Annotated in this window: 20 protein-coding genes; 12 read left to right on the forward strand and 8 right to left on the reverse strand. The window is 69.1% G+C overall.

Features of this window, described 5'->3' with window-relative positions; all coding sequences use genetic code 11:
• Positions 1-70: 70 nt before the first annotated feature.
• The 6 genes from OV208_RS24805 (at position 71) to OV208_RS24830 (ending at position 7,365) form a co-directional block, all read left to right on the forward strand.
• On the forward strand, positions 71-3,040 hold the full coding sequence (locus OV208_RS24805; protein ID WP_267576354.1) for a cation-translocating P-type ATPase: 2,970 nt from the start codon (positions 71-73) through the stop codon (positions 3,038-3,040).
• Positions 3,037-3,276 (forward strand): hypothetical protein, encoded by a 240-nt coding sequence (locus tag OV208_RS24810; protein WP_267576355.1) that lies wholly within the window; start codon positions 3,037-3,039, stop codon positions 3,274-3,276. The genes OV208_RS24805 and OV208_RS24810 overlap by 4 nt, the downstream gene beginning before the upstream one ends.
• 9 nt (positions 3,277-3,285) lie before the next feature.
• Entirely contained in the window at positions 3,286-3,906 is a 621-nt protein-coding gene (locus OV208_RS24815) for an HMA2 domain-containing protein (RefSeq protein ID WP_267576356.1), read from the forward strand.
• Between the two features lie 228 nt (positions 3,907-4,134).
• The gene (locus tag OV208_RS24820; protein ID WP_267576357.1) at positions 4,135-4,392 is read left to right on the forward strand and encodes a hypothetical protein; all 258 of its coding nucleotides are present in this window, start codon (positions 4,135-4,137) and stop codon (positions 4,390-4,392) included.
• 618 nt (positions 4,393-5,010) lie between these two features.
• Entirely contained in the window at positions 5,011-6,870 is a 1,860-nt protein-coding gene (locus OV208_RS24825) for a hypothetical protein (RefSeq protein WP_267576358.1), read from the forward strand.
• Positions 6,871-7,173: 303 nt separating this feature from the next.
• Positions 7,174-7,365 carry a hypothetical protein gene (locus tag OV208_RS24830; protein ID WP_267576359.1) on the forward strand — a complete coding sequence of 64 codons (192 nt, stop codon included), beginning with the start codon at positions 7,174-7,176 and terminating at the stop codon, positions 7,363-7,365.
• Between the two features lie 281 nt (positions 7,366-7,646).
• Here the strand turns inward: OV208_RS24830 and OV208_RS24835 are convergent, their stop codons facing one another.
• Together OV208_RS24835 and OV208_RS24840 are read right to left on the reverse strand one after the other, a co-directional pair.
• On the reverse strand, positions 7,647-9,251 hold the full coding sequence (locus tag OV208_RS24835; RefSeq protein ID WP_267576360.1) for a sigma 54-interacting transcriptional regulator: 1,605 nt from the start codon (positions 9,249-9,251) through the stop codon (positions 7,647-7,649).
• 47 nt (positions 9,252-9,298) lie between these two features.
• On the reverse strand, positions 9,299-9,682 hold the full coding sequence (locus OV208_RS24840; protein ID WP_120544499.1) for a hypothetical protein: 384 nt from the start codon (positions 9,680-9,682) through the stop codon (positions 9,299-9,301).
• Between the two features lie 241 nt (positions 9,683-9,923).
• Between OV208_RS24840 and OV208_RS24845 the strand changes: the two genes are divergently transcribed.
• Together OV208_RS24845 and OV208_RS24850 are read left to right on the forward strand one after the other, a co-directional pair.
• On the forward strand, positions 9,924-10,508 hold the full coding sequence (locus tag OV208_RS24845; RefSeq protein ID WP_267576361.1) for a DUF2378 family protein: 585 nt from the start codon (positions 9,924-9,926) through the stop codon (positions 10,506-10,508).
• A 20-nt stretch (positions 10,509-10,528) separates the two neighbouring features.
• Positions 10,529-10,933: a TonB family protein gene (locus tag OV208_RS24850; protein ID WP_267576362.1), complete on the forward strand. Its 405-nt coding sequence runs from the start codon at positions 10,529-10,531 to the stop codon at positions 10,931-10,933.
• On the opposite strand, the gene OV208_RS24855 is transcribed toward OV208_RS24850, so the two are convergent.
• Positions 10,917-11,930, reverse strand: a complete 1,014-nt coding sequence (locus OV208_RS24855) for a zinc-dependent alcohol dehydrogenase family protein (RefSeq protein WP_267576363.1) — start codon at positions 11,928-11,930, stop codon at positions 10,917-10,919. The genes OV208_RS24850 and OV208_RS24855 overlap by 17 nt on opposite strands.
• A 90-nt stretch (positions 11,931-12,020) precedes the next feature.
• On the opposite strand from OV208_RS24855, the gene OV208_RS24860 reads away from it, so the two are divergent.
• Both OV208_RS24860 and OV208_RS24865 read left to right on the forward strand, forming a co-directional pair.
• Positions 12,021-12,638 carry a hypothetical protein gene (locus tag OV208_RS24860; RefSeq protein ID WP_267576364.1) on the forward strand — a complete coding sequence of 206 codons (618 nt, stop codon included), beginning with the start codon at positions 12,021-12,023 and terminating at the stop codon, positions 12,636-12,638.
• Between the two features lie 105 nt (positions 12,639-12,743).
• Entirely contained in the window at positions 12,744-14,210 is a 1,467-nt protein-coding gene (locus OV208_RS24865) for a S28 family serine protease (protein ID WP_267576365.1), read from the forward strand.
• Positions 14,211-14,212: 2 nt separating this feature from the next.
• Here OV208_RS24865 and OV208_RS24870 read toward each other — a convergent pair whose 3' ends face one another.
• Positions 14,213-15,118, reverse strand: coding sequence for a LysR family transcriptional regulator (locus OV208_RS24870; RefSeq protein WP_267576366.1), 906 nt, complete (start codon positions 15,116-15,118; stop codon positions 14,213-14,215).
• A 103-nt stretch (positions 15,119-15,221) separates the two neighbouring features.
• Between OV208_RS24870 and OV208_RS24875 the strand changes: the two genes are divergently transcribed.
• Positions 15,222-16,268 (forward strand): NAD(P)-dependent alcohol dehydrogenase, encoded by a 1,047-nt coding sequence (locus OV208_RS24875; protein WP_267576367.1) that lies wholly within the window; start codon positions 15,222-15,224, stop codon positions 16,266-16,268.
• A 49-nt stretch (positions 16,269-16,317) separates the two neighbouring features.
• A complete protein-coding gene (locus tag OV208_RS24880) occupies positions 16,318-16,761 on the forward strand; it encodes an NADAR family protein (protein WP_267576368.1) in 444 nt (147 codons plus the stop codon).
• Here the strand turns inward: OV208_RS24880 and OV208_RS24885 are convergent.
• The 4 genes from OV208_RS24885 to poxB form a co-directional block, all read right to left on the reverse strand.
• A complete protein-coding gene (locus OV208_RS24885) occupies positions 16,727-17,203 on the reverse strand; it encodes a DoxX family protein (RefSeq protein WP_267576369.1) in 477 nt (158 codons plus the stop codon). The genes OV208_RS24880 and OV208_RS24885 overlap by 35 nt on opposite strands.
• Before the next feature lie 143 nt (positions 17,204-17,346).
• Entirely contained in the window at positions 17,347-17,853 is a 507-nt protein-coding gene (locus OV208_RS24890) for a hypothetical protein (protein WP_267576370.1), read from the reverse strand.
• Between the two features lie 32 nt (positions 17,854-17,885).
• Complete coding sequence (locus OV208_RS24895) at positions 17,886-18,404, reverse strand: RNA polymerase sigma factor (RefSeq protein WP_267576371.1); 519 nt, start codon at positions 18,402-18,404, stop codon at positions 17,886-17,888.
• A 154-nt stretch (positions 18,405-18,558) separates the two neighbouring features.
• On the reverse strand, positions 18,559-20,295 hold the full coding sequence (gene poxB / locus OV208_RS24900) for a ubiquinone-dependent pyruvate dehydrogenase (RefSeq protein ID WP_267576372.1): 1,737 nt from the start codon (positions 20,293-20,295) through the stop codon (positions 18,559-18,561).
• Between the last annotated feature and the right edge of the window lie 114 nt (positions 20,296-20,409).

A 20,409-nucleotide genomic window follows, 5' to 3' on the forward strand; every position in this document is an offset into this window, starting at 1 on the left:
CGGCGCGCCGGGTCGCCTTGTCCGGGCGGGCTGCCATCCCCACGTATGGGAGGGCAGGTCGGGGGTGCGCATGGTGGTGTTCCTCATGGACGGGCAATTCGCGCCCGCGAGGGTGGTGCGCCACTCGACCGCGGCGCGGCGGTTGCGCCTGGAGGTCCCCGGCCTGCAATGGGACCGCTTCCTGAGCAAGCGGCTGGAGCGCACCTTCGCCACCTGGCCCGGCATCGAGGAGGCGAGCGCGGAGCCGCGCACCGGCCGCCTGCTGGTGCGCTACGCGCCAGAGGCCCCGCTGCTGGCCCGGCTGCGCCAGCAGCCCGATGAGCCCGTCGCCTGGCCCGCCCCGCACCAGGCCCGCCCGGTGCCAGGCACACGGAGCGCTCCCCGGGAGCCCTGGCACGCGATGACGGTGGAGGCGGTGCTGGCCCGGCTGGACGGCACGGACCAGGGACTCTCCTCGGAGGAGGCGGCACGGCGGCTCAAGCGCTTCGGCCTCAACTTCGTGGTGGCCGAGGAGCCGCGCTCGCGTCTGGCCATGCTGGGCGCGCAGCTGGCCACCGTGCCCACGCTGCTGCTGCTGGGCTCGGCGGGGGCCTCGGCGCTGACCGGAGACGGGCTGGAGGCGACCGCCATCCTCGCGGTGGTGGGGCTCAACGCGGGCATCGGCTACCGCATCGAGCACCGCAACCAGGAGCTGCTCTCCTCGTGGCAGAAGCTGGAGGCGGGCGCGGCGCAGGTGCTGCGCGGTGGCGTCCTCCTCACGGTGCCGGTGGCGGAACTCGTGCCCGGGGACGTGGTGCTGCTGCGCGCGGGGGACGTGCTGCCCGCGGACGTGCGGGTGCTGGACGCGCACCGGCTCTCCGCGGACGAGTCGCCCCTCACCGGCGAGAGCGAGCCGCAGGCCAAGCAGGCCGCGCCGGTGGAGGCGCGGGCGCCGCTGGCGGAGCGGGCGTGCCTGTTGTTCGCCGGCACCTCGGTGGCCTCGGGACATGGGCGCGCCCTGGTGGTGGCCACCGGGGCGGACACGGAGCTGGCGCGCGTGCGGGAGCTGGTGGCCCAGGAGGCCGCGCCGCCCACGCCGCTGACGCGCAAGATGGACAAGCTCAACCGGCGCGTGGCTGTGGCCTCCGTGGGCGCGGCGTCGCTGTCCGCCCTGGCGGGGCTCGCGCATGGTCGCTCCGGGGCCCAGGTGCTGCGCGGCGCGGTGGCCCTGGGCGTGGCGGCGCTGCCAGAGGGCCTGCCCCTGGTATCGACCGCTGCGCTGGTGCGCGCCATGCAGCGGCTGTACGCGCGCGGCATGGTGGTGCGGCGCGTCTCCGCCGCCGAAGCGCTCGGAGGCGTCACCGTCATCTGCACGGACAAGACGGGCACCCTCACCCGCAACGAGATGCGGCTGGACGTGCTGGACCTGGGGGACGGGCCCCTGGAGCTGTCCTCGCTGCGCGCCCGGCCCCAGGCCGTGTTGGAGGACCCTCCCACGCTGGCGCTGGCGTTGGGGTTGCTCAACAGCGACGTGGACGTCCACCGCAGCGGCAAGGAGATGGTGGTGTCCGGCAGCTCCACGGAGAAGGCGCTGGTGGCCGCCGCGCACGCCGCGGGGCTGGACGGGGCCGCGCTGCGTCGTGACTTCCCTCGCCGCCACCTGCGCGAGCGCTCCGAGGGCATCCACTACGTGGTGAGCGTCCACCGTGCGCCCGGCGGCGAGGAGCTGGCCTTCGTCAAGGGGGCCCCCGAGCAGGTGCTGGCCCTGTGCGAGCGGGACTCGAAAGGGCCGCTGGACGCGCGAGCCCGGGAGCGACTGGCGCGACGCAACGACGCGCTGGCGGCGGACGGGCTGCGGGTGCTGGGGCTGGCATGGCGGCAGCTCCCCGGGGACGGAGGGCCCGCGCCCACGGACGGCTACACATTCATCGGTTTCGTGGGGTTGAGAGACCCGCTTCGCGAGGGCGCGGCGGAGTCGGTGCGGCAGGCTCGCGGCGCGGGCATCCGCACGGTGGTGCTGACGGGAGATCAGCTCCCTACGGCCGAGGCCATCGCACGGCGGGTGGGGCTGGAGGGCGACACGCTCACCCCGCTGGCCCTGGCGGAGATGCTCGATTTGCCGGGCGACGCGCTCTCGCGGAGGCTCGACCGCGTCGCGGTGCTGGCGCGCGTGACGCCGGAGAACAAGCGGGAGCTGGTGAAGGCGCTGCGAGCGCGGGGAGAGATCGTCGCCATGGCGGGCGACGGCATCAACGACGCCCCGGCGCTCCAGGCAGCGGACGTAGGCGTCGCGGTGGGGGTGGGCGCCAGCGACATGGCGCGCGCGGTGGCCGACGTGGTGATGGCCAGCGAGGATTTGCGCAGCATCATGTCCGCGGTGGGCGAGGGCCGCATCGTCCAGGACAACCTGCGCCGCGCGCTGCGCTTCCTCTTCGCCACCAACCTCTCGGAGACGGCGCTGGTGCTGAGCGCGGGCCTCCTCGGGCTTTCGGAGCCGCTCACGCCGCTGCAACTGCTGTGGATCAACCTCCTCACGGACACGCTGCCGGGAGTCGCCCTGGCGATGGAGCCGGGAGACCCGGCCATCCTCGACCGGCCTCCCGCGCCGCCAGGGATGCCGCTGCTGACGCGCCCGGCGGCGCGGCGGGTGATGCGGGACGGAGCGCTGATGGCGTGCGTCGGGGGGCTGGGGATGGCGCTGGGCGGGCCGCCGCTGGCCTTCGGGACGCTCACCGCGGTGCAGCTCGGCTACTCCGTCGTGTGCCGGGCGCCGAGGCAGGCGCGGCGCCACATCCCCTCGGACGGCGAGTGGCGCCTCCCCGTCTTCCTCGGAGGGGCCGCGGCCGTGCACATGGCGGCGCTCACCCTCCCCCCGCTGCGGCGGGTGCTGGGCCTTCCGGCGCCCACGCTGCTGACGTTCGGCGGGCTGGCCGTGGGCCTCGTCCTTCCGACCCTGATGAACGCGGCGCCCGCGTGGGGCGGGCGGGGGGTGCGCCGGGTGAGGCACCGCGAGGCAGGGTCCATGACTGACGCAACTTCCCTTCTGGAGGCAACCCCGTGAAGTTCGACCTTCCATCCTTTCTCCTGGGCTACGGCGCGGGCGCGAGCACGATGCTGCTGGGCAAGCACCTGCGTCCCCTCCTCGTGGAGGTGGCCACCGCGGGCTACCGCTTCGTCGACAAGGTGGCCGCGCGCGCCGCCATGAAGCAGGAGGACCTCGAGGACCTGATGGCCGAGGCGAAGGCCCGGGCCCGCCGGGAAGAGCGCACGCGGCCGGCAGGCCAGGCCCAGGCCTAGGGAGTGAACATGCCAAGGGTCATCCAGGTCATCCATCTCTCTCCGGGGCGCACGCGCCTGCGGCTGCCGTGGTTGAGGGACGACGCGAAGCGGGCCACGTCGCTGGCGGACGCGCTCCTGCGGGTGGAGGGCATCCACGAGGTGCGGGTGCGGCCCTATACCGGCAGCGTGCTGTGCATCCACGACCCCCAGGAGCTGGGCGTCGAGGGCCTGCTGGAGGAGGTACGCCGGAGCACCGGCGTGGACCGGGTGTCGCGCCCCGGGGAGGAGCCGCTCGAGGAGGAGGAGGTGCTGCTGCGGGCCCTCTCGGAGGGCAGCGGCGTGGCGCGCGCGGCCAGCCAGTTCTTCAAGGGCATCAACGTGGACCTGCTGCGGGCCACCCAGGGACACGTGGACCTGGGCTCGCTGGCGGCGATGAGCTTCGCGGTGGCGGGCGTGGTGGATGTCGCCGTGAAGGGCAGGCTGTCCAGCCCGCCGTGGTTCAACCTGGGCTGGTGGGCCTTCCGCACCTTCGCCACCATGGAGGGCGTGGCCATCCAGAGCACCGAGTCCCCGGTGCGCAACGACGGCAGCGCCCCCGAGGCCCCGCCCAGCCCGGACGCCGCCGAGGTCGCCGAACACGAAGCATGAGCGGAAGCAAGGCGCCCCCCATGTGGAAGAGGCACCCTCCCCTGGGGACCGAGCCGAGACACCCCGAAGGACGGCTGCCCCAATGAGACGGCGCTGCTGAATCTTGGGGAGCTGCACCACCGGTTCCGAAGGGTCGAAGCCGCCGGGCGACAGCGCAGTCGGATGGCAGATCCGCCATCCGATTCGCTTCCTCCACCCAGGCAGGGCCCACCATGGCCGGAGCCAGACATGCTGCCCCAGGACGAACTGGATTCGAAGTACGAACAGGCGAAGAGCCCCACCGCGCGCAAGACCCAGCGCAGCGCGGCGACGGTTCGCGGCAAGGTGAGCGCGAGAAGGAAATCCCTCTCGAACCCGCGAACCCGTCGTCACTCGACCGCGGGAAATCGTTGCTCGGAAAATCCCGGCGAAGCGAATCGCAAGCCTGAATTCGCGAGGATGGCGCATCTTCAGCGCCTCCCTGGCAATCAAGGGAGACCCACGTGAAGGGCACGCCCTCGACGTCCAGGCGGAAGTAGCGTCAGTCGGGCGTATGTGTCTCGTGCAGCTCGCGCGCATGCCGGGCTCCCGCGCCAGCGCTTCGTGACGGCGGCGCCCACCAACCCCGCCCCCCCCGGCAGGCGCGGCACAGCGCGGCCATGCGCCTCGATGCGGTCCCCACACCGCGCGATTCAGCAGCGTGGCGCAGGCGGGGCGTGTGGGACGGCCAGCAGGCATGCATTTTCGTCGCGGAGCCTTGTTCCGTTCCAGCGGCTCACACTCTTTCCGGAGCCGCCCCCTTCAAATCAGAAAAGGCCAGCGGAGGTGGAATGGCAGTCTGGAGTTCGCGAGGAGGGCGCATCTTCAGCACTTCCCTCGCAATCACTGTCCTGAAGGCTCCAGGTCGACAACGTCTATCCAAAGAGAGCCAATCGCCGTCATTTAAATCCAAATAAGCACTCACGAAATCCGGGCGACACAGAGGCCTCGCAAAATCCGAACTCAATATAAAAATACACAGGCACTGGTAGAGCGCACACCGGGCGCAGTAGCGACTCGCCAGCGATCAGACGAAATTGTCTTTGTCTGATCTTTCCCACAGCCGCCCAATCCAAGGAGACTCCCATGTCCACAACAACGAATGGCATCATGGCCATTCTCAGTCCAGCCGCAGACAAGATGAGCCTGGTAGTTGCCGTTGGCCTAAAAGGTGCCGCGGAGATCCTCAATCAAATCGCCTGGCAGCCGCTGTGGCACGCTTTCGCGGTCAACGCGGCGATGAACATCGCACCGAGCGGAACAATCTGTAACGGCACGGTCTACGTGGTCTACCCCAGCATCCTCAATGATACATCCAATGCATTCTGCTACACCTGCACGGGTACGACCTGGAGCAGCTCCGGCCAACTCGACGGGGTCTTGACGAACTGCGGCATGGGCGCTGTCACGTACAACAATGTGCCGTATGCATTCTATCAGGGCACGACCCTGAACATGAAGAACAGTGGACAGCTGTTCGTCAAGCAGCTGCCGTCCGGCTCCTACTGGAACGTGCTGGGCGATCAAGTGATCATGTCCAACATTCCCACGGCAGTCGAGTTCAACGGCGAAGTCTACGTCTTCTACCAGGGGCCGGGGAACGACGAGCAGATCTGGTTCACCCACTCCTCCAATATCAGCAGCGGCAACTGGGCGGCTTCCACCCAGGTCCCGGATGTTGGGCTGCCCGCGTCGGCTTCGCCGGGCGCGATGATTTTCAACAACCAAGCCTACATCTTCTACCAGAGCTCCAACGACAACACGATGTACTACAGGGGGATGAACACCGCGGGCACCTGGGGAACCGAGGTTCATATCCCCAACGTGAGCATGTCCGGAATCCCGAGCCCCCTGGTCTACGACGGCGTCCTCTACGTGTTCTATCAGGGCTCGGACGGCGGATCATCGTGGTACCTCAACTCCAACGATGCGGTGAACTGGAGTGAACCGGTCCAACTCGGCATAACCGGGGGATCGGCTTCGCCGTCCTTGGTCGTCTACGACTCCCAGCTGTGTTGTCTCACGCAGGGCCCCGGGAACGACAGCCAGCTGTGGAGTTGCCTCATCACCCCTGGCCAGACCAACAGCTTCATGGCCCAGATCAACAATGAAATCATGTCCTGGTCGCCTGGCGCCGCGGTGTACAATGGTCAAGTCTTCGTTTTTCTCCAGGGAGAAGGCGAGAGCGGCGCCATGTACTGCTGCATCGGCGATTCGAATGGATGGCAGCCCTCCATCCAGATCGTAGGGGAGACGGGGATGACGGGGTCTCCCGCGCCGGTCGTGTACAACGACGTTTTGTATGTCTTCTCTCAAGGTGGGGCCTACACGGGCAATTTGCGCTACAACACCTACAGCCCGAGCAGCGGCTGGAGTGCGCAGCAGGGGGTCGTGCCGAATGCAGGCATGTCGGGATGGCCCGGGCCGGTGGTGTGGAACAACCAGCTGTACGTCTTCTATGAGGGCATGGGAAACGCCAACGGCGTCTGGTACAGCGTGATGAGCAGCAATGGAAGCTGGAGTGGTTCCACGCAGATGAACACCAGCACCGTCACGTACTCCAACCAGACCGGAAGCAATCACGCCGGCACCAACGCCCCATGCGGTGTCGTGTTCAACGACATCCTGTATGTCGGATACCTGGCCAACGGTGGAGAACTCTACATCAACGAGTTCAGCACCGACAGCTCGGTCTGCCACCCGAACAACATCCTGGGAACGACGACGGCATCGTGCGCGTTCAGCATGGCCGTGTTGGATGGGGTGCTCTATCTGGTCTACCAGAATGGTACGACTGGAAAGCTCTGGTACACGACCAACAGTGGCAATCCTTGCGACGGCGGACAGTGGAGTCCACCCATCCAGTTGGGCGCCGCGCCATCGAGCGCCCCGGCCGCCTTCACCGGATGGGTCGAGAACACAATCAGTTGCAGGCAGATGTTCTGAGCGCGTGTCCCGAAACAGTTTGATACGTCCCTGAGAGCACCTTTCGGTAGGGCGTGGGACAGCCTCAGGGAGCCCGCGGAGATGGGGCGGACGGGTTCTGCCTGGGCGGGAGAAGGGCTCCTGCCCGAACTCAAGGGGTGGTCCAGTCCCCGAGGGGACTTCCGCCAGGAGCGTGCACCGCCAAATCTTGAAGAGCTGCGCCGCCGACGTCGAGCCTCGAAGTCGGCGAGTCATCCGCGAGGAGCGCCAACTCAGGTCCCCTCGCGTCAAACCCACACAGAGTTGCAATCCAGGAGAAATACCATGGCGAAGATTTCGAAGGAGGACCTCATGAACCAGGTCAAGGCGTTGTCCGCGGCTGACTTGAGTGAGTTTTCGCAGAACCTCAAGGCGCATCTCAAGTCGAAGGTCCCAGTTCCCGCCGCGGCTCCCGCGCCTGCGGCAGGAGCGAGCCCTGCCGGCCAGGACGCGGCGTCCTCGGAACCGACTGAATAGTGTCTGGTCTTGGCGGAAGCCTTGAGCGGGAGGACGAGAAGTCCTCCCGGGAGCCCGGTGCCGGGTGGCGCGGCGGCACCGGGCCCGCATGGATGAACTCGCCTGTCGCCCCCCAGTTCTTCAGGGAGGCGGAGCGGCATCGTTTCTGATGGGAGTCGTGGCCCATGCGCGCCAGGCGGTCTCGGCTGGCGCAGGGTTCCCGGTGCGGTCTGTGTGCACCGGGCAGGCCAGGGCACGAGCCATCCGCGCCGAGGCGTCCATCGGTGTGCGTGGGGTATCGCTCAGGCCTTCGCCACCAATCCCAGTTCCTTCAACCGGCGTCCCAGCGCGCGCTTCGACACCTCCAGCGTGCGCACCATCGCATCCAGGTCGCCGCCGCACACCTCGAAGCAGCGGGTGATTTCGTCCGCGCCCAGGTCGCCCGCGGTGCGCAGGTTCGGGCTCTTGTCGATGAGGTCATAGACAGACGGTCGGGGGATGCCAAGCGCATCCGCCGCTGCCTTCAGGTCCCACGCATGGTCCCGCAGCGCGGCCAGCAGCTCCGCTTCCGTCACCTGTGAGGGCTTACGCCGGGGCACGGCCGGCTCGCGGGCTTCCGGTGCCCTCACGGCCGCGACGACAGGCATGACCGCGTCCGGAGCCCCCAACGCCTCATCCAACTGTGAGTCCCATTGCAGCCGCGCCTGTCCCCGGCTGCCAATGACCAACTGCCGCGTCAGGTTGCGAAGCTGCCGGATGTTGCCCGGCCACGCCGCCCGCACCAGCCGCGACGCCAGCGACGCGGGCAACCACGGCTCCGCGTGCGGGTCCTCCGTGTCCAGCCTCGCCGCGTCGCCCAGGGCCGCCAGCTCCTCGCGCGCGAAGTGGAAGAACAACCGTCCCATGTCCTCGCGCCGCTCGCGCAGGGGCGGCACGCGCAGGTCGTAGCCCGCCAGCCGGTGCAGCAGCGGCGCCTTGAAGCGCCCGTCGCGAATCTGTTCCTCCAGGTGCGCGTCCGTCGCGGCGATGAGGCGCACGTCCACCGTCACCGGGCTGCTCGCGCCCACCGGGTACAGCTCGCCCGTCTCCAGCACGCGCAGGAGCATCACCTGCACCTCGGGCGGGGCCTCGCCCACCTCGTCCAGGAACAGGGTGCCGCCGTGCGCGGCGCGGAAGAAGCCCTCGCGGTCGCGCGTCGCCCCCGAGTACGCCCCCTTGTGCGCACCGAACAGCTCCGCCGCCGCCAGCTCCTTCGGAATCGCCCCCAGGTTGACGCTGAGGAAGCGCCCGGCCCGGCGCGGCCCGCGTTGGTGGATGGCCTGCGCCACCAATTCCTTGCCCGTGCCCGTCTCGCCCCGGATGAGCACCGACACGTCCAGGTCCGCCACGCGCTCGATGTGCCGGCGCAGCTTCCGCAGGCCCGTGCTCTCCCCCACCATGCCCAGCGTGTCCGCCGCGCCCTCCCCGTCCAGCTCCACCGTGTGCAGCAGCACCACCACGCGGCCCGCCAGCTCCAGCGCCACCCCGTCCGCCAGCGCTCGCGGCCCGAAGTCGTGCTCCCCTCGAAGCGGAGTGCCTTCCAGCGCCACATGCGTGCCGTCCTCCGGCACCACCAGCCGCACGCCCCCATCCGGGGCGGGCTTCCACTCCACGGGCTTGCGGCTGATGAACGGATCCGACAGCGGCAGCCCCAGCGAACCTCCGGGGGCCACGAAGTCCGGCGCATTGCGCGACAGCGCCACCGTGCGCCCCGCAGCCACTGCGTCCAGCAGCAGCCGGGCGCCCACCCGTCGGGGCATCGGATGGGACACCACCGTCAGCGCGGGGACGACACGGGGTGCGCGCCCCGCGCCACCTCGCTCCTGCATCGCGGCCGTGGAGACATCAGCGAGGGTGTCATGCGGCATGACCCCGTAGCCTAGCGCACCCACTCGCGGCCTCGACTCCCGAGCCGTCAGCGCTGGGCCGTCTTCGGCGACAGGCTCACCGTCACCGTGTAGGTCGCCGTGCCCCCGTTGAACGACACCGTGGAGCCGATGTTGTAGTTGGCGCTCTGCGCTTTGACGCCCGGGCCGGACGCGTGCGACCAGCGGTTGTCCCACCACAGCTGGAACTGATCCGTGGCCGGGCTCGCGCCGCACGTGTACGTCACGGCGCCCTCGTCCCCCATGAGCCCCCAGTTGGGCAGCGCCGAGAAGAGGTTCTGCGTCCCGCTCGCCGTCGTCACGTTGGGCAACGTGGCCGGGCTGATGGAGCCGTGGTCGATGGTCGGGGTGCCCGGCAGCCAGTTGGCACCACTGGAGTTGTTGACGACGAACAGCACATTGGCGACGCCCATGGGGTTGCTCCTGTTGGAAGGTGACCCCCAGCCCTAGAGCAACCGCGATGCCAGGAGCCGCTCCCTCGGGAAGCCCACCGCGCCGCCCCCGCACGGCCCCCTTCGACACGTCGAAACCGCGTCGACCGACCCGTCGAACCGACTGCCGCACCGCGTTTTCGAACAATCCCCGAAAAGTTCTCGAACCCTGGGAACCTCACGGGTTGAGAAAGCTCCGGGCTCACGGGTAGCGTGGCAAGACATGCCAGGGACTGAACGCCTCGTCTTCCAGCAGAGCTTCGAAGGGTTGATTCGCGCCCTGGGTGACCAGTTGGACGAGCCGTGCGCCAAGCAACTGCGCAAGGCGGGCATCGACCCTCGTGGGAAGCTGTCGGTGGCCTACCCACTGGAGGTGTGGGTGGAGTCGCTGAAGCTGGCCGCGTCGGTGCTGGCGCCAGCGGTCCCGCTGGAGGACGGCGCGGAGGTGGTGGGCCGGCGCTTCCTGGAGGGCTACGGGGCCACGCTCATCGGCAGCGCGCTGCTCGCGGGCGTGCGACTGCTGGGCCCGCACCGGATGCTGGAGCGGATGACGCGCAACCTGCGCACGGGCACCAACTACCTGGAGGCGCGGCTGGAGCAGACGGGCCCCACGCGCTACGTGCTCACCTGCCGGCCGGTGGTGGTGGCGGGCTTCTACCGGGGCCTGTTCGCTGCGGGCCTTGAGATGAGCGGAGCCAAGAGCCCGTCCGTCGTGCTGATGCGCAGCGCGGGGGACGCGGCCGTGTACGACCTCTCCTGGCAGGGCGACAAGACCGCCGCCACGAAGCGCCCCGAGCCCCGGAGCTGAGCGGGGCCTATATTCGTCCCATGCTTCGCATCCCGACACCCGCCGTGGCGGTGCTCGCGCTGGCCCTTTCGTCCGGGGCCCTGGCCGCGAGCGGCAGCCCCCAGTTGCAGACCTACTTCCAGGGCACGGTGGACAGCCCCACCTACCAGCAGCAGACCTTCCAGCGCGTCGCGAAGCACTGGAAGCAGCCGGGACCCAAGGGGACCCCGGCGCTGGGGAAGAAGACCATCGTCCAGGCCATCCTCGACAAGGACGGCAAGCTGCTCTCCACCGCCGTCCTCACCGAATCCGGCTCCAAGGCGTGGGACGCCGCCGCGCTCGCCGCGGTGAAGAAGGCGGCGCCCTTCCCCCCGCTGCCGAAGACGGCCACGGCCGCCACGCTGGAGGCGCACTTCCACTTCGCGTGGGTCAGCCCACCTGGATGACGACCTTGCCGAAGTGCGCGCCGCTCTTGAGGTGTTCGAAGGCGGCGCGGGCTTCCGTGAAGGGGAACACCCGGTCCACCACCGGGTGCACGTCGTGCAGCGCGAACGCGCGCGTGAGGGCCTCGAAGGACTGACGGTGGCCCACGAAGACGCCCTGCACGCGCAGGTTCTGCATCAGGATGGGGACGAGCGACACCGCGCCCGCGCCACCTGAGAGCACGCCGATGAGGGACACGGTGCCGCCCACGCGCACCGCCTTGAGCGAACGCTCGAAGGTGCCCGCGCCGCCCACCTCCACCACGTGGTCCACGCCCACGCCGCCCGTGAGCGTGCGCGCCGCCTTCTCCCAGTCCGGAGTGGTCGTGTAGTTGATGCCTTCGTGCGCGCCCAGCTTCAGCGCCCGCTCCAGCTTGTCGTCGCGGCTGGAGGTGATGATGACGTGCGCGCCGTGCATCAGGGCGATCTGCAGCGCGAAGAGGGACACGCCCCCGGTGCCCTGGAGCAGCACGGTGTCGCCGGCCTGGAGGTGTCCCTGCGTGACGAGCGCGCTCCACGCCGTCACCGCCGCGCACGGCAGCGTGGCGGCCTCCACGTCCGTCAGGTACCTGGGCGTGAGCACCACGCCGTCCTCGTGCAGGAGCATCGTGTCCGAAAGCGCCCCGTCCAGCGGCCCGCCCAGCGTGGTCGCCGCGGCGCCCTTCGTGGGCCCTCCCGACTGCCAGGCTTGCGCGAACAGGGTCATCACCCGGTCGCCGGGCTTCACGCGGGTGACACCGGGACCGACCGCGTCCACCACGCCCGCGCCGTCGGAGTTGGGCACCAGCGGCAACTTCTGGCGCGGGTTGTAGCGGCCCTCCACCATCATCAGGTCGCGCGAGTTGAGGCTCGTCGCCTTCACCCGCACGCGCACCTGGAAGGGACCGGGCGTGGGGTCTGGCCGCTCCGCGCGCACCAGATTGTCCAGGCCGAAGGCACCGCGAATCTCGTAGACGTTCATGGAAGAGGATTCCTAATCCAGCCCTGGGAGCGGCGCTCGCGAAGGTTCGACTCGCTGCGGGAGCAGCGTTGAAAATGCTAGTTATCCGCCATGACACCGCTCCAGACACTGCTTGAACAGTCCTCGCTCCACGACGTGTGTGGGACGGCCGCGAAGCGGGCGCGACTCAAGGCCACGCTTTCGCCCACCCCCACCACGAAACAGGTGGACGGAGACCTGAAGCTCTCCGAGGGCCAGGACCTGCTCCTCGAAGAGGGCCGCGTCCACGTGAAGGGCCACCTCATCCTCGATGAGCAGTCCCGCCTGCTCGTCGCGGGCGACCTGGTGGTGGAGGGCAACATCATCAACGAAGGCTTCGACTACGCCCTGCTCTTCGTCGGCGGAGCGCTCACGGCCAGCAACCTGCTCTTCCACGGCGAGTTGGTGTCATTGGGGAGCATCTCCGTGAAGGGCGTGGCGTGGACCTACTACAACGACCACTCCACCTATGCGGACCTCCTGACGGCCCGGGTGGTGGTGGCCGATGACCGGGCGGAGGCCGTGGACGTGGTTCGCGCGGACACGCACCTCAACGGACACTCCAGTCAAATCACGGAGGCGTTGGGGAAGGTGCTGGATGCGCAGGCCTGGGATGCGCAGAAGGCAGGGGCCTACCGCGAACTCGCGAAGCGCCTGGGTCAAGGCAAGGAGCTGTTGCGCGAAGGTTGATGCTTTCCGTGAGCAAGCATTGGCCGGCCGCACCTGGGAAGTCCTTCTGCACGGAATGCGAACCCGGCATCTTCCGCCGGGTATTCCAACAAGGAGGGCTTTCACATGACACGCTTCTTCCGACGTCCTTCGCTTCTCGCGGCCGCGCTCGCCCTGGGGCTCCAGGCCTGTGGCGGCACCGAACTTCCGGCCGACGAGGTGCTCCCCGCTCCGTCCGAAGCCGTGGCCGGCACGCAGCAGCTCATCCACGACGCGGTGCCGGGCGACATCCTCACCGCGCTGCAGGCCATCCCAGGCCTCACGGTGGTGCGCGAGGCGCCGCCTCCGGCCCCGGGCGTGCGGCACTTCGTGCTGAGCTATGACCAGCCCGCGGACCACTGGCACCCGGAAGGCACCCGGTTCCAGCAGCGGCTGACCCTGCGCTTCGTCAGCGCGGAGGCGCCCATGGTGCTGGGCAGCAGCGGCTACGCCATCGGCACGCAGTCCTACCGACTGGAGCCCACGGCGCTGCTCCAGGCCAACCAGTTGATGGTGGAGCACCGTTTCTTCGAACCCTCCCGGCCCAACCCCGCGAACTGGAAGCTGCTCACCATCGAGCAGGCCGCGGCGGACCACCACCGCATCGTCCAGGCGTTCAAGCCGCTCTTCGCCGGCAAGTGGATCAGCACCGGCGCCAGCAAGGGCGGCATGACGTCCGTGTACCACCGGGCCTTCTACCCGAACGACGTGGACGCCACGGTGGCCTACGTCGCGCCGAACAGCTACGGGACGCAGGACCCGCGCTATGTGGCGTTCTTGAGCAAGCGGGGCACGCCCGAATGCCGTGAGCGGATCCGCGGCTTCCAGCGCGAGGTGCTGGAGCGGCGCGCGGAGACAGAGGCCGTCTTCGACGCGCGCACGCAGTGGCTGTCCTACGAGCTGCTCGGCCATGACAAGGCCCTGGAGTTCACCGTCCTCGAGTTCGCCTTCGCGTTCTGGCAGTACGGCAACGCCTCGCGGTGCGGCGACATCCCCGCGCCGGGCGCCACCGCCGAAGAGCTGGTGGACTTCCTGGACGCCATCGTCGGGCTCTCCTACATGAGCGACTCCGACCTGGACTACTACGCGCCCTATGACTTCCAGGCGGCCACGCAGTTGGGCAGCTACGCGTCCGAGGAGCGCCACCTGCGCGGCGTCCAGCGCTACCCCGGCGGTTACGACCCGAGGGCGCTCGTGCCCTTCGACATGAAGCCCTACAAGTTCAACCCCTTCGCGATGCCGCTCATCGAAGGCTGGGTGAAGGCGTTCGGGCAGCGCATCCTCTTCGTGTACGGAGAGAACGACCCCTGGTCCACGGGCGCGTTCGACGTGCGCTCGCGCAATGACTCGTACCGGTTCTACGTGCCGGGCGGCAACCACGGCTCCAGCATCCGCACCCTGCCCGAAGCGGACCGGGCCGTGGCCCTGGAGCGGCTGGGCGCGTGGGCGGGCGTCCCCGCCACCATCCCCTTGGTGGGCCTGAAGAACAGCGCGGGCGAGGAGGACATCCGCACGGGCTTCGTGGACCGCCGCCGCGCGCCGCCGCGCGACTGACGTCAGGGCCGTTCGGCCGTCACCTCGCGGGCCACGTCCACGAAGGCGCGGAACGCGGGGGACACCTGCGCGCGGCTGGGGAAGTAGAGGAAGAGTCCGTCCACCGTCGCCGCGTAGGGCTCCAGGACACACCGCAGGGTGCCGCGCTTCAGGCTCGGCATCACCGTGGGCTCAAAGGCATACATCAGCGCGAGCCCCGCCTCCGCCAGGGTCATCAGCGTCGCCTCGCTGGTGCAGAGCAGGGGTCCCCGGACCGGGATGCGCCAGGTCTTCTTGCCGCGCTCCAGCTCCCACGCGTAGCGCACCCCGGAGGAGGGCATGATGATGTTCAGACAGTCGTGTTCCAGCAGGTCCTCCGGGCGCTGGGGGGTGCCTTTGCGCTTGAGGTACGCGGGCGAGCCCACGATCACGAAGCGGTAGCGCTTCGACAGCCGCACCTGCACCATGTCTCGCTCCAGGGCCTCCACCGGGCGGATGCCGGCGTCCAGCCCCTCCGCCACGATGTCCACGAAGCGGTCCTCCACGCGCAGCTCCACCTCCACGCGCGGGTGACGCGCGGCGAAGCGCAGCAGGATGGGCGTGACGACGGTGGACAGGGCAATGGTGGGCACGGACAGGCGCACCCGTCCCGTCACCTCGCCCGCGCTGGCGGTGGCCGTCCGCAGCGCCTCCAGGGCGTTCTCCACGGAGGGCCCCGCGCGCTCCAGCAGGCGCTGCCCCGCGTCCGTCAGCGACACGCTGCGCGTCGTCCGGGTGAGCAGCGGCACGCCCAGCCGCGCCTCCAACTGACGCACCGACTGGCTGAGCGCGGACGGGGAGATGCCCAGCTCGTTGGCGGCCGCGGCGAAGCTGCGCCGACGGCCCACCACCAGGAAGGCGTTCAAGGCATTGAGGGGTGTGAAGGCCATTCGGAAGCTTTCCTACATTCCATGTCTCGATTCCATCCGTTTCGAGAAGCGTGGGCGTCCCCCATCATTCCTGGCGTCACGCAGTCCCCAGGAGCCCATGCCCATGATTCCCGTTCGTGGTTACGCAGCGCAGGACGCCCGCTCTCCCCTGGCCCCCTTCCAGTTCGAGCGCCGCGATCCCGGTCCGCGCGACGTGCAGCTCGACATCCTCTACTGCGGCGTCTGCCATGGCGACCTGACCATGGCCCGCGACGAGCTCGGCTTCTCCCGCTTCCCGCTGGTGCCGGGGCACGAAATCGTGGGCCGCGTGGTCCGGGTGGGCAACGAGGTGAAGAAGTTCAAGACGGGGGACCTGGCGGGGGTCGGCTGCCTGGTGGACTCCTGCCGCACCTGCGACAGCTGCCAGGAAGGGCTGGAGCAGTACTGCACCACCGGCAACGTCCAGACGTACAACGCCCTGGAGAAGGACGGGAAGACGCCCACGTTGGGCGGCTACTCGGAAGCCATCGTGGTGGACGAGGACTTCGCCCTGAGGATTCCCGCGAACCTGGACCCGGCGGCCGTCGCGCCGCTCCTGTGCGCGGGCATCACGACGTACTCGCCCCTGCGCCGTCAGCGGGTCGGTCCCGGCAAACGGGTGGGCGTGGTGGGGCTGGGCGGGCTGGGCCACATGGGCGTGAAGCTCGCGCGGGCGATGGGCGCGCACGTCGTCGTGTTCAGCCAGTCCGACAGGAAGCGGGCGGACGCGCTCCGGCTGGGGGCGCACGAACTGGTGGTGTCCTCGAACCCGGAGGCGCTGGCCGCGCAGGCAGGCCGGTTCGACCTCATCCTCGACACCGTCTCCGCGGTCCATGACATCAATGCCTACCTGGGACTGTTGAGGCGCGACGGGCACCTGTCCATCGTGGGCGTGCCGGAACGGCCGCTGGAGGTCTCCGTCCTCCCGCTCCTCATCAAGCGCCTGGGCTTCTCCGGCTCCTCCATCGGGGGGCTGCCGGAGACGCAGGAGATGCTCGACTTCTGCGGCAAGCACGGCATCGTCTCCGACATCGAGCTGATCCCCATCCAGGGCATCAACGACGCCTTCGAGCGGCTTCAGAAGGGCGACGTGAAATACCGCTTCGTCATCGACCTGAAGCGCCTGGCGTAGCCAGCGGGGCCCCCGGTGCGCGAAGCTCGGCCCCCTCACGGGGGACCCCATGGCGGAAGTCATCAACTTCTACAGCGTGACGGATGACTACGGGTGGTGCTCGAACTTCGCGCCCTACCCCATCAAGGCCCGGGGCAAGACCTGGCCCACCTCCGAGCACTACTTCCAGGCCCAGAAGTTCGCGGACGCCAAGGACCAGGAGGAGATCCGCCGCGCCAACTCCCCGATGCTCGCGGCGCGCATGGGGAGGGACCGCAAGCGCAAGCTGCGGCGCGACTGGGAGTCGGTGAAGGTGGCCGTGATGCGCGAGGCCCTCCAGGCGAAGTTCGCCCAGCACGAGGACCTCGCCCGTCTGCTTCAGGCCACCGGCGATGCCAAGCTGGTGGAGCACACCGAGAACGACGACTACTGGGGCGACGGCGGGGACGGCAGCGGCGGCAACATGCTGGGCCGCCTGCTCATGGAGCTTCGCGAGTCGTCACGGAAGGCGTAGCGCGCATCGCGAGCATCGGGCGGAACGCCGCCCGGTACGTCCAGGCCAGGAAGATTTCGATGGCCAGCAGCACCACGGCGAGCCCCGCGCCTTCCGGCGCCAGGAACGCGTGGAACGCGAAGATGTTGACGAGGACGGGGGCGATGAGCGCCAGCGCCAGCGGCACGAAGCGGTTGGCCAGCAGCAGCACCGCCACCAGCACCTCCGTGCCCTTCACCAGATGGAACAGGTAGCCGGTGTCCATCATCGCCTTGCTGAAGGCCAGAGCCCCTTCCGGGGGAAGCTTCGCCGGCGGCGGAACGAAGTTGAGGAAGCCATTCAGGCCCGCGAAGAGGAAGAGGGCCCCCATCAACACGCGGGCCACCGTGGGCAGGAAGCGGGTGAGCGACTTCTTCGGGTGTGCTTCCACTGCGTCGGTCCTGGAAGGCGTGGCGGTTCCCATGGCGTGCTCCTGACAGCGTGCTGCGGGTTCGGGGGGTTTGGAAGCTCGGTCGAGGCCCTGCCTCTACCTCCACGTCGTTTGAAGCGCCTCCAAATCGACACACCCCTTCTTTTTTCTCGGCCGGGGGGCATTCCGCCCCTACCTCACGCCTGGGGGGACACCTGCGGCCGGGTCTGCCCGCGCAGCTTCACCACCTGATACGTGGCGCCGCTGAGGAACGACACCAGCAGGATCGCCAGCGCCGACTGCACCAGCGGGTGCTGGGGGCTGTCCGCGAGCGGCTGGCCTGCGGGCAGGCGGGTCAGCGTTTCATTGATGCCCGGCACCAGCAGCACCATGAAGCTGGCCGAGTAGGTCAGCATCCGCAGGTAGGTCGTGGCGCGTCCATCCGCCGGTCGGGGAGCCAGCGCCCCCACCGCCATCAGCAGCAGCGCGAGCAGCCCCAGCCCATGGCCCGGGTTGAAGCCGCCCGTGCTGGAGAGCCCGAAGGACGTCACCACCGACGTCACCATGCTGACGACGTAGGCCTTGCCCACGCGGTTCGTGGGGTCGATCCGACCGTCGCGCACGAAGCCCCAGACGCCGAAGACGAGGGGGGGAAGGCTGACCACGGTGTGGAGGATGCCAAGCAGGGACATGGGGTTCGCCATGGGAAGACTCCGGACAGCAATGGGATTGAAAATCAGGCCAGCAGGTATTCGCGAATCATCACGCGGGCGCGGTGCAGGCGGCTCTTCACCGCGGGCACATCCAGCTCCAGGCGCTCGGCGATCTCGCGGATGGACAGCTCTTCGAAGTCACGCAGCAACACGACCTGCGCATAATGCGGAGGCAGCGACTCCATCGCCGCCGCCAGGTCCATCCGCAGCGAGTCCGGCGTGTGCGCGGCCATCCACTGGTCGACGAGCGCCTCTTCGTACGGGTCCTGCTTGAAGGCGACGCGGCCCAGCCGGCGGCACTCGCGCTGCACCACCTTGAACATCCAGCCGGAGAACGACGCCAGCTTCCGCACCGCGCCCAGGTGGCGCGCCATCACGAGCAGCGCTTCCTGGACCGCGTCGTCCACGTCGCTGATGAGGCAGCGCTGCTGCGCGTACCGCCGGAGGTTCGGGCGGTAGACCTGGAGCAGTTGGACCATCGCATCGCGGTCCCCGGCGTGGGCCGCGAGCAGCATCGCGTTGGGGGGCGTGGGCGAATCCATGGCGCTTCTTCGGACCTCGTGCGGCGGGGAAAATCCCCCTACGCACGATAAGAGGCAGCCACCGGGCGAATGGATTCGCGGCCCTGTTTATTTTTTCCGCCCCCGGGCGCCGAAGCGCCCAACCCATGGGAACTCCAGGGCTTTCCCCCAGGCTTCACCTCCAGAGGTTGGTGCGCGCCAGCTCCAGCACTTCATTGGTGCGGCCATTGAGCAGGGCCTTCACCCCGAACAGGGTGAAGCCGGCGGCCATGGAGACGGTGATTTTCGGCGGTATCACCAGCTCCGCCTTGCTGACCACGGCGTCCACCAGCACGGGCCCCGGCGTCGCGAGCGCCTGCTGCACGGCCGCGTCCACGTCGCCCGGGTCCTCCACGCGCAGGCCCTTGATGCCCACGGCCTCCGCCAGCGCGGCGAAGTTGGGATTGCGCAGGGACGTGCCCACGTCGAGCATGCCACCCACCTGCTGCTCCATCGCCACGAAGCCCAGGGAGCTGTTGTTGAACACCACGACCTTGATGGGCAGCTCCAACTGCACGAGGCTGATGAAGTCCCCCATCAACATCGTGAAGCCGCCGTCTCCGGAGAAGGAGATGACCTGCCGGTCCGGGAAGGCCTTCTGCGCGCCAATCGCCTGCGCCAGCGCGCTGGCCATGGAGCCGTGGTTGAACGAGCCCACCAGCCGCCGCTGGCCCTTCATCGTCGCGTAGCGCGCGGCCCACACCGTGGGCAGGCCCACATCACAGGTGAAGATGGCGCTGTCGGACGCCTGGAGGTCGAACGCGCGGGCCACCTGCGGCGGATGGATGGGTTTGCGGCCCACCGTGCCCCGGCCCAGCCCGTCCAGCTCCTCCCGCGTCTTGCGGTAGTGCGCCAGGGCGCGCTCCAGGTGCTTCGTGTCCTTCTTCGCCTCGATGCGGGGCAGGAGCGCCTGGACCGTGGCGGCCACGCTGCCCACCACGCCCAGGTCCACCCGCGTGCGCTTGCCGATGTTCTCCGCGCGCAGGTCCACCTGGATGATGTGCGTGTCCGCGGTGTCTGGATAGAACTGCCGGTAGGGGAAGTCCGTGCCCAGCATCAGGAGCACGTCGCAGTCGATCATCGCCCAGTACCCGGACGCGTAGCCGATGAGGCCCGTGAGCCCCACGAAGTGCGGGTTGTCCTTCTCCACGAACTCCTTGCCCCGGAGCGCGGAGACGACGGGCGCCTGGAGCTTGCGCGCCAGCTCCACCACCTGCGGCCCCGCGCCCTCACAGCCCGCGCCACACAGCAGCGTCACGCGGGCCCCGCTGTTGAGCAGCGCGGCCATCCGCTGCACCTGTTCGGCGGAGGGCGTCACCTGGGACGGGGACATCAACAGGGACTCGGGCGTGGGAGCCCGTGCGTCCTCCGCCTTTTGAAGCGCGACATCGCCAGGGAGCACCACCACGGACACGCCCCGCTTGCCCACCGCGTTGCGGATGGCGATCTCCGACGTGCGTTGCATCTGGTTGGCCGCTGAGACGAGCTCGCAGTAGTGGCTGCACTCGCGGAAGAGCGACTCCGGATGCGTCTCCTGGAAGTAGCCGGTGCCCAGCTCCGATGACGGAATCTGCGCCGCGATGGCCAGCACCGGCGCACGGCTGCGGTGACAGTCATAGAGGCCGTTGATGAGGTGCAGGTTGCCGGGGCCGCAGCTCCCGGCGCACACCGCGAGCTGCCCGGTCAGGTGCGCCTCCGCGCCCGCCGCGAAGGCCGCGGCCTCCTCGTTGCGCATGGGGACCCATTCGATGTCACCGCGCCTGCGCAGGGCTTCGGAGAGGGCATTGAGGCTGTCGCCTACCACCCCGTAGATGCGCTTCACCCCTGCGAGCGCCAGGACTTCCGCGAACTGGTCCGCCACCGTCTTCTTCATGGTCCACACCTCGCCAGGGGCTGGTCAACGCATGGCGAAGATGTGCACCGTTCTCATACCCCGCGACCGGGCAGGCGGGCGTTGCCGAGGCAAGGCTGGCTGCTCGCCCGACCG

It is taken from the genome of Corallococcus sp. bb12-1, assembly GCF_026626765.1.
Taxonomy (GTDB): Bacteria; Myxococcota; Myxococcia; order Myxococcales; family Myxococcaceae; genus Corallococcus; species Corallococcus terminator.

What these genes read in the sequence shown, in the direction of transcription:
- OV208_RS24895 (WP_267576371.1), bottom strand. Translation starts at nt 18,404, where the DNA reads ATGGATTCGCCCACGCCCCCCAACGCGATGCTGCTCGCGGCCCACGCC.
- OV208_RS24820 (WP_267576357.1), top strand. Translation starts at nt 4,135, where the DNA reads ATGCTGCCCCAGGACGAACTGGATTCGAAGTACGAACAGGCGAAGAGC.
- OV208_RS24860 (WP_267576364.1), top strand. Translation starts at nt 12,021, where the DNA reads ATGACACCGCTCCAGACACTGCTTGAACAGTCCTCGCTCCACGACGTG.
- OV208_RS24890 (WP_267576370.1), bottom strand. Translation starts at nt 17,853, where the DNA reads ATGGCGAACCCCATGTCCCTGCTTGGCATCCTCCACACCGTGGTCAGC.
- OV208_RS24855 (WP_267576363.1), bottom strand. Translation starts at nt 11,930, where the DNA reads ATGAACGTCTACGAGATTCGCGGTGCCTTCGGCCTGGACAATCTGGTG.
- OV208_RS24805 (WP_267576354.1), top strand. Translation starts at nt 71, where the DNA reads ATGGTGGTGTTCCTCATGGACGGGCAATTCGCGCCCGCGAGGGTGGTG.
- OV208_RS24875 (WP_267576367.1), top strand. Translation starts at nt 15,222, where the DNA reads ATGATTCCCGTTCGTGGTTACGCAGCGCAGGACGCCCGCTCTCCCCTG.
- OV208_RS24825 (WP_267576358.1), top strand. Translation starts at nt 5,011, where the DNA reads ATGTCCACAACAACGAATGGCATCATGGCCATTCTCAGTCCAGCCGCA.
- OV208_RS24835 (WP_267576360.1), bottom strand. Translation starts at nt 9,251, where the DNA reads ATGCCGCATGACACCCTCGCTGATGTCTCCACGGCCGCGATGCAGGAG.
- OV208_RS24865 (WP_267576365.1), top strand. Translation starts at nt 12,744, where the DNA reads ATGACACGCTTCTTCCGACGTCCTTCGCTTCTCGCGGCCGCGCTCGCC.
- OV208_RS24815 (WP_267576356.1), top strand. Translation starts at nt 3,286, where the DNA reads ATGCCAAGGGTCATCCAGGTCATCCATCTCTCTCCGGGGCGCACGCGC.
- OV208_RS24885 (WP_267576369.1), bottom strand. Translation starts at nt 17,203, where the DNA reads ATGGGAACCGCCACGCCTTCCAGGACCGACGCAGTGGAAGCACACCCG.
- OV208_RS24870 (WP_267576366.1), bottom strand. Translation starts at nt 15,118, where the DNA reads ATGGCCTTCACACCCCTCAATGCCTTGAACGCCTTCCTGGTGGTGGGC.
- OV208_RS24830 (WP_267576359.1), top strand. Translation starts at nt 7,174, where the DNA reads ATGGCGAAGATTTCGAAGGAGGACCTCATGAACCAGGTCAAGGCGTTG.
- OV208_RS24845 (WP_267576361.1), top strand. Translation starts at nt 9,924, where the DNA reads ATGCCAGGGACTGAACGCCTCGTCTTCCAGCAGAGCTTCGAAGGGTTG.
- OV208_RS24840 (WP_120544499.1), bottom strand. Translation starts at nt 9,682, where the DNA reads ATGGGCGTCGCCAATGTGCTGTTCGTCGTCAACAACTCCAGTGGTGCC.
- OV208_RS24850 (WP_267576362.1), top strand. Translation starts at nt 10,529, where the DNA reads ATGCTTCGCATCCCGACACCCGCCGTGGCGGTGCTCGCGCTGGCCCTT.
- OV208_RS24880 (WP_267576368.1), top strand. Translation starts at nt 16,318, where the DNA reads ATGGCGGAAGTCATCAACTTCTACAGCGTGACGGATGACTACGGGTGG.
- poxB (WP_267576372.1), bottom strand. Translation starts at nt 20,295, where the DNA reads ATGAAGAAGACGGTGGCGGACCAGTTCGCGGAAGTCCTGGCGCTCGCA.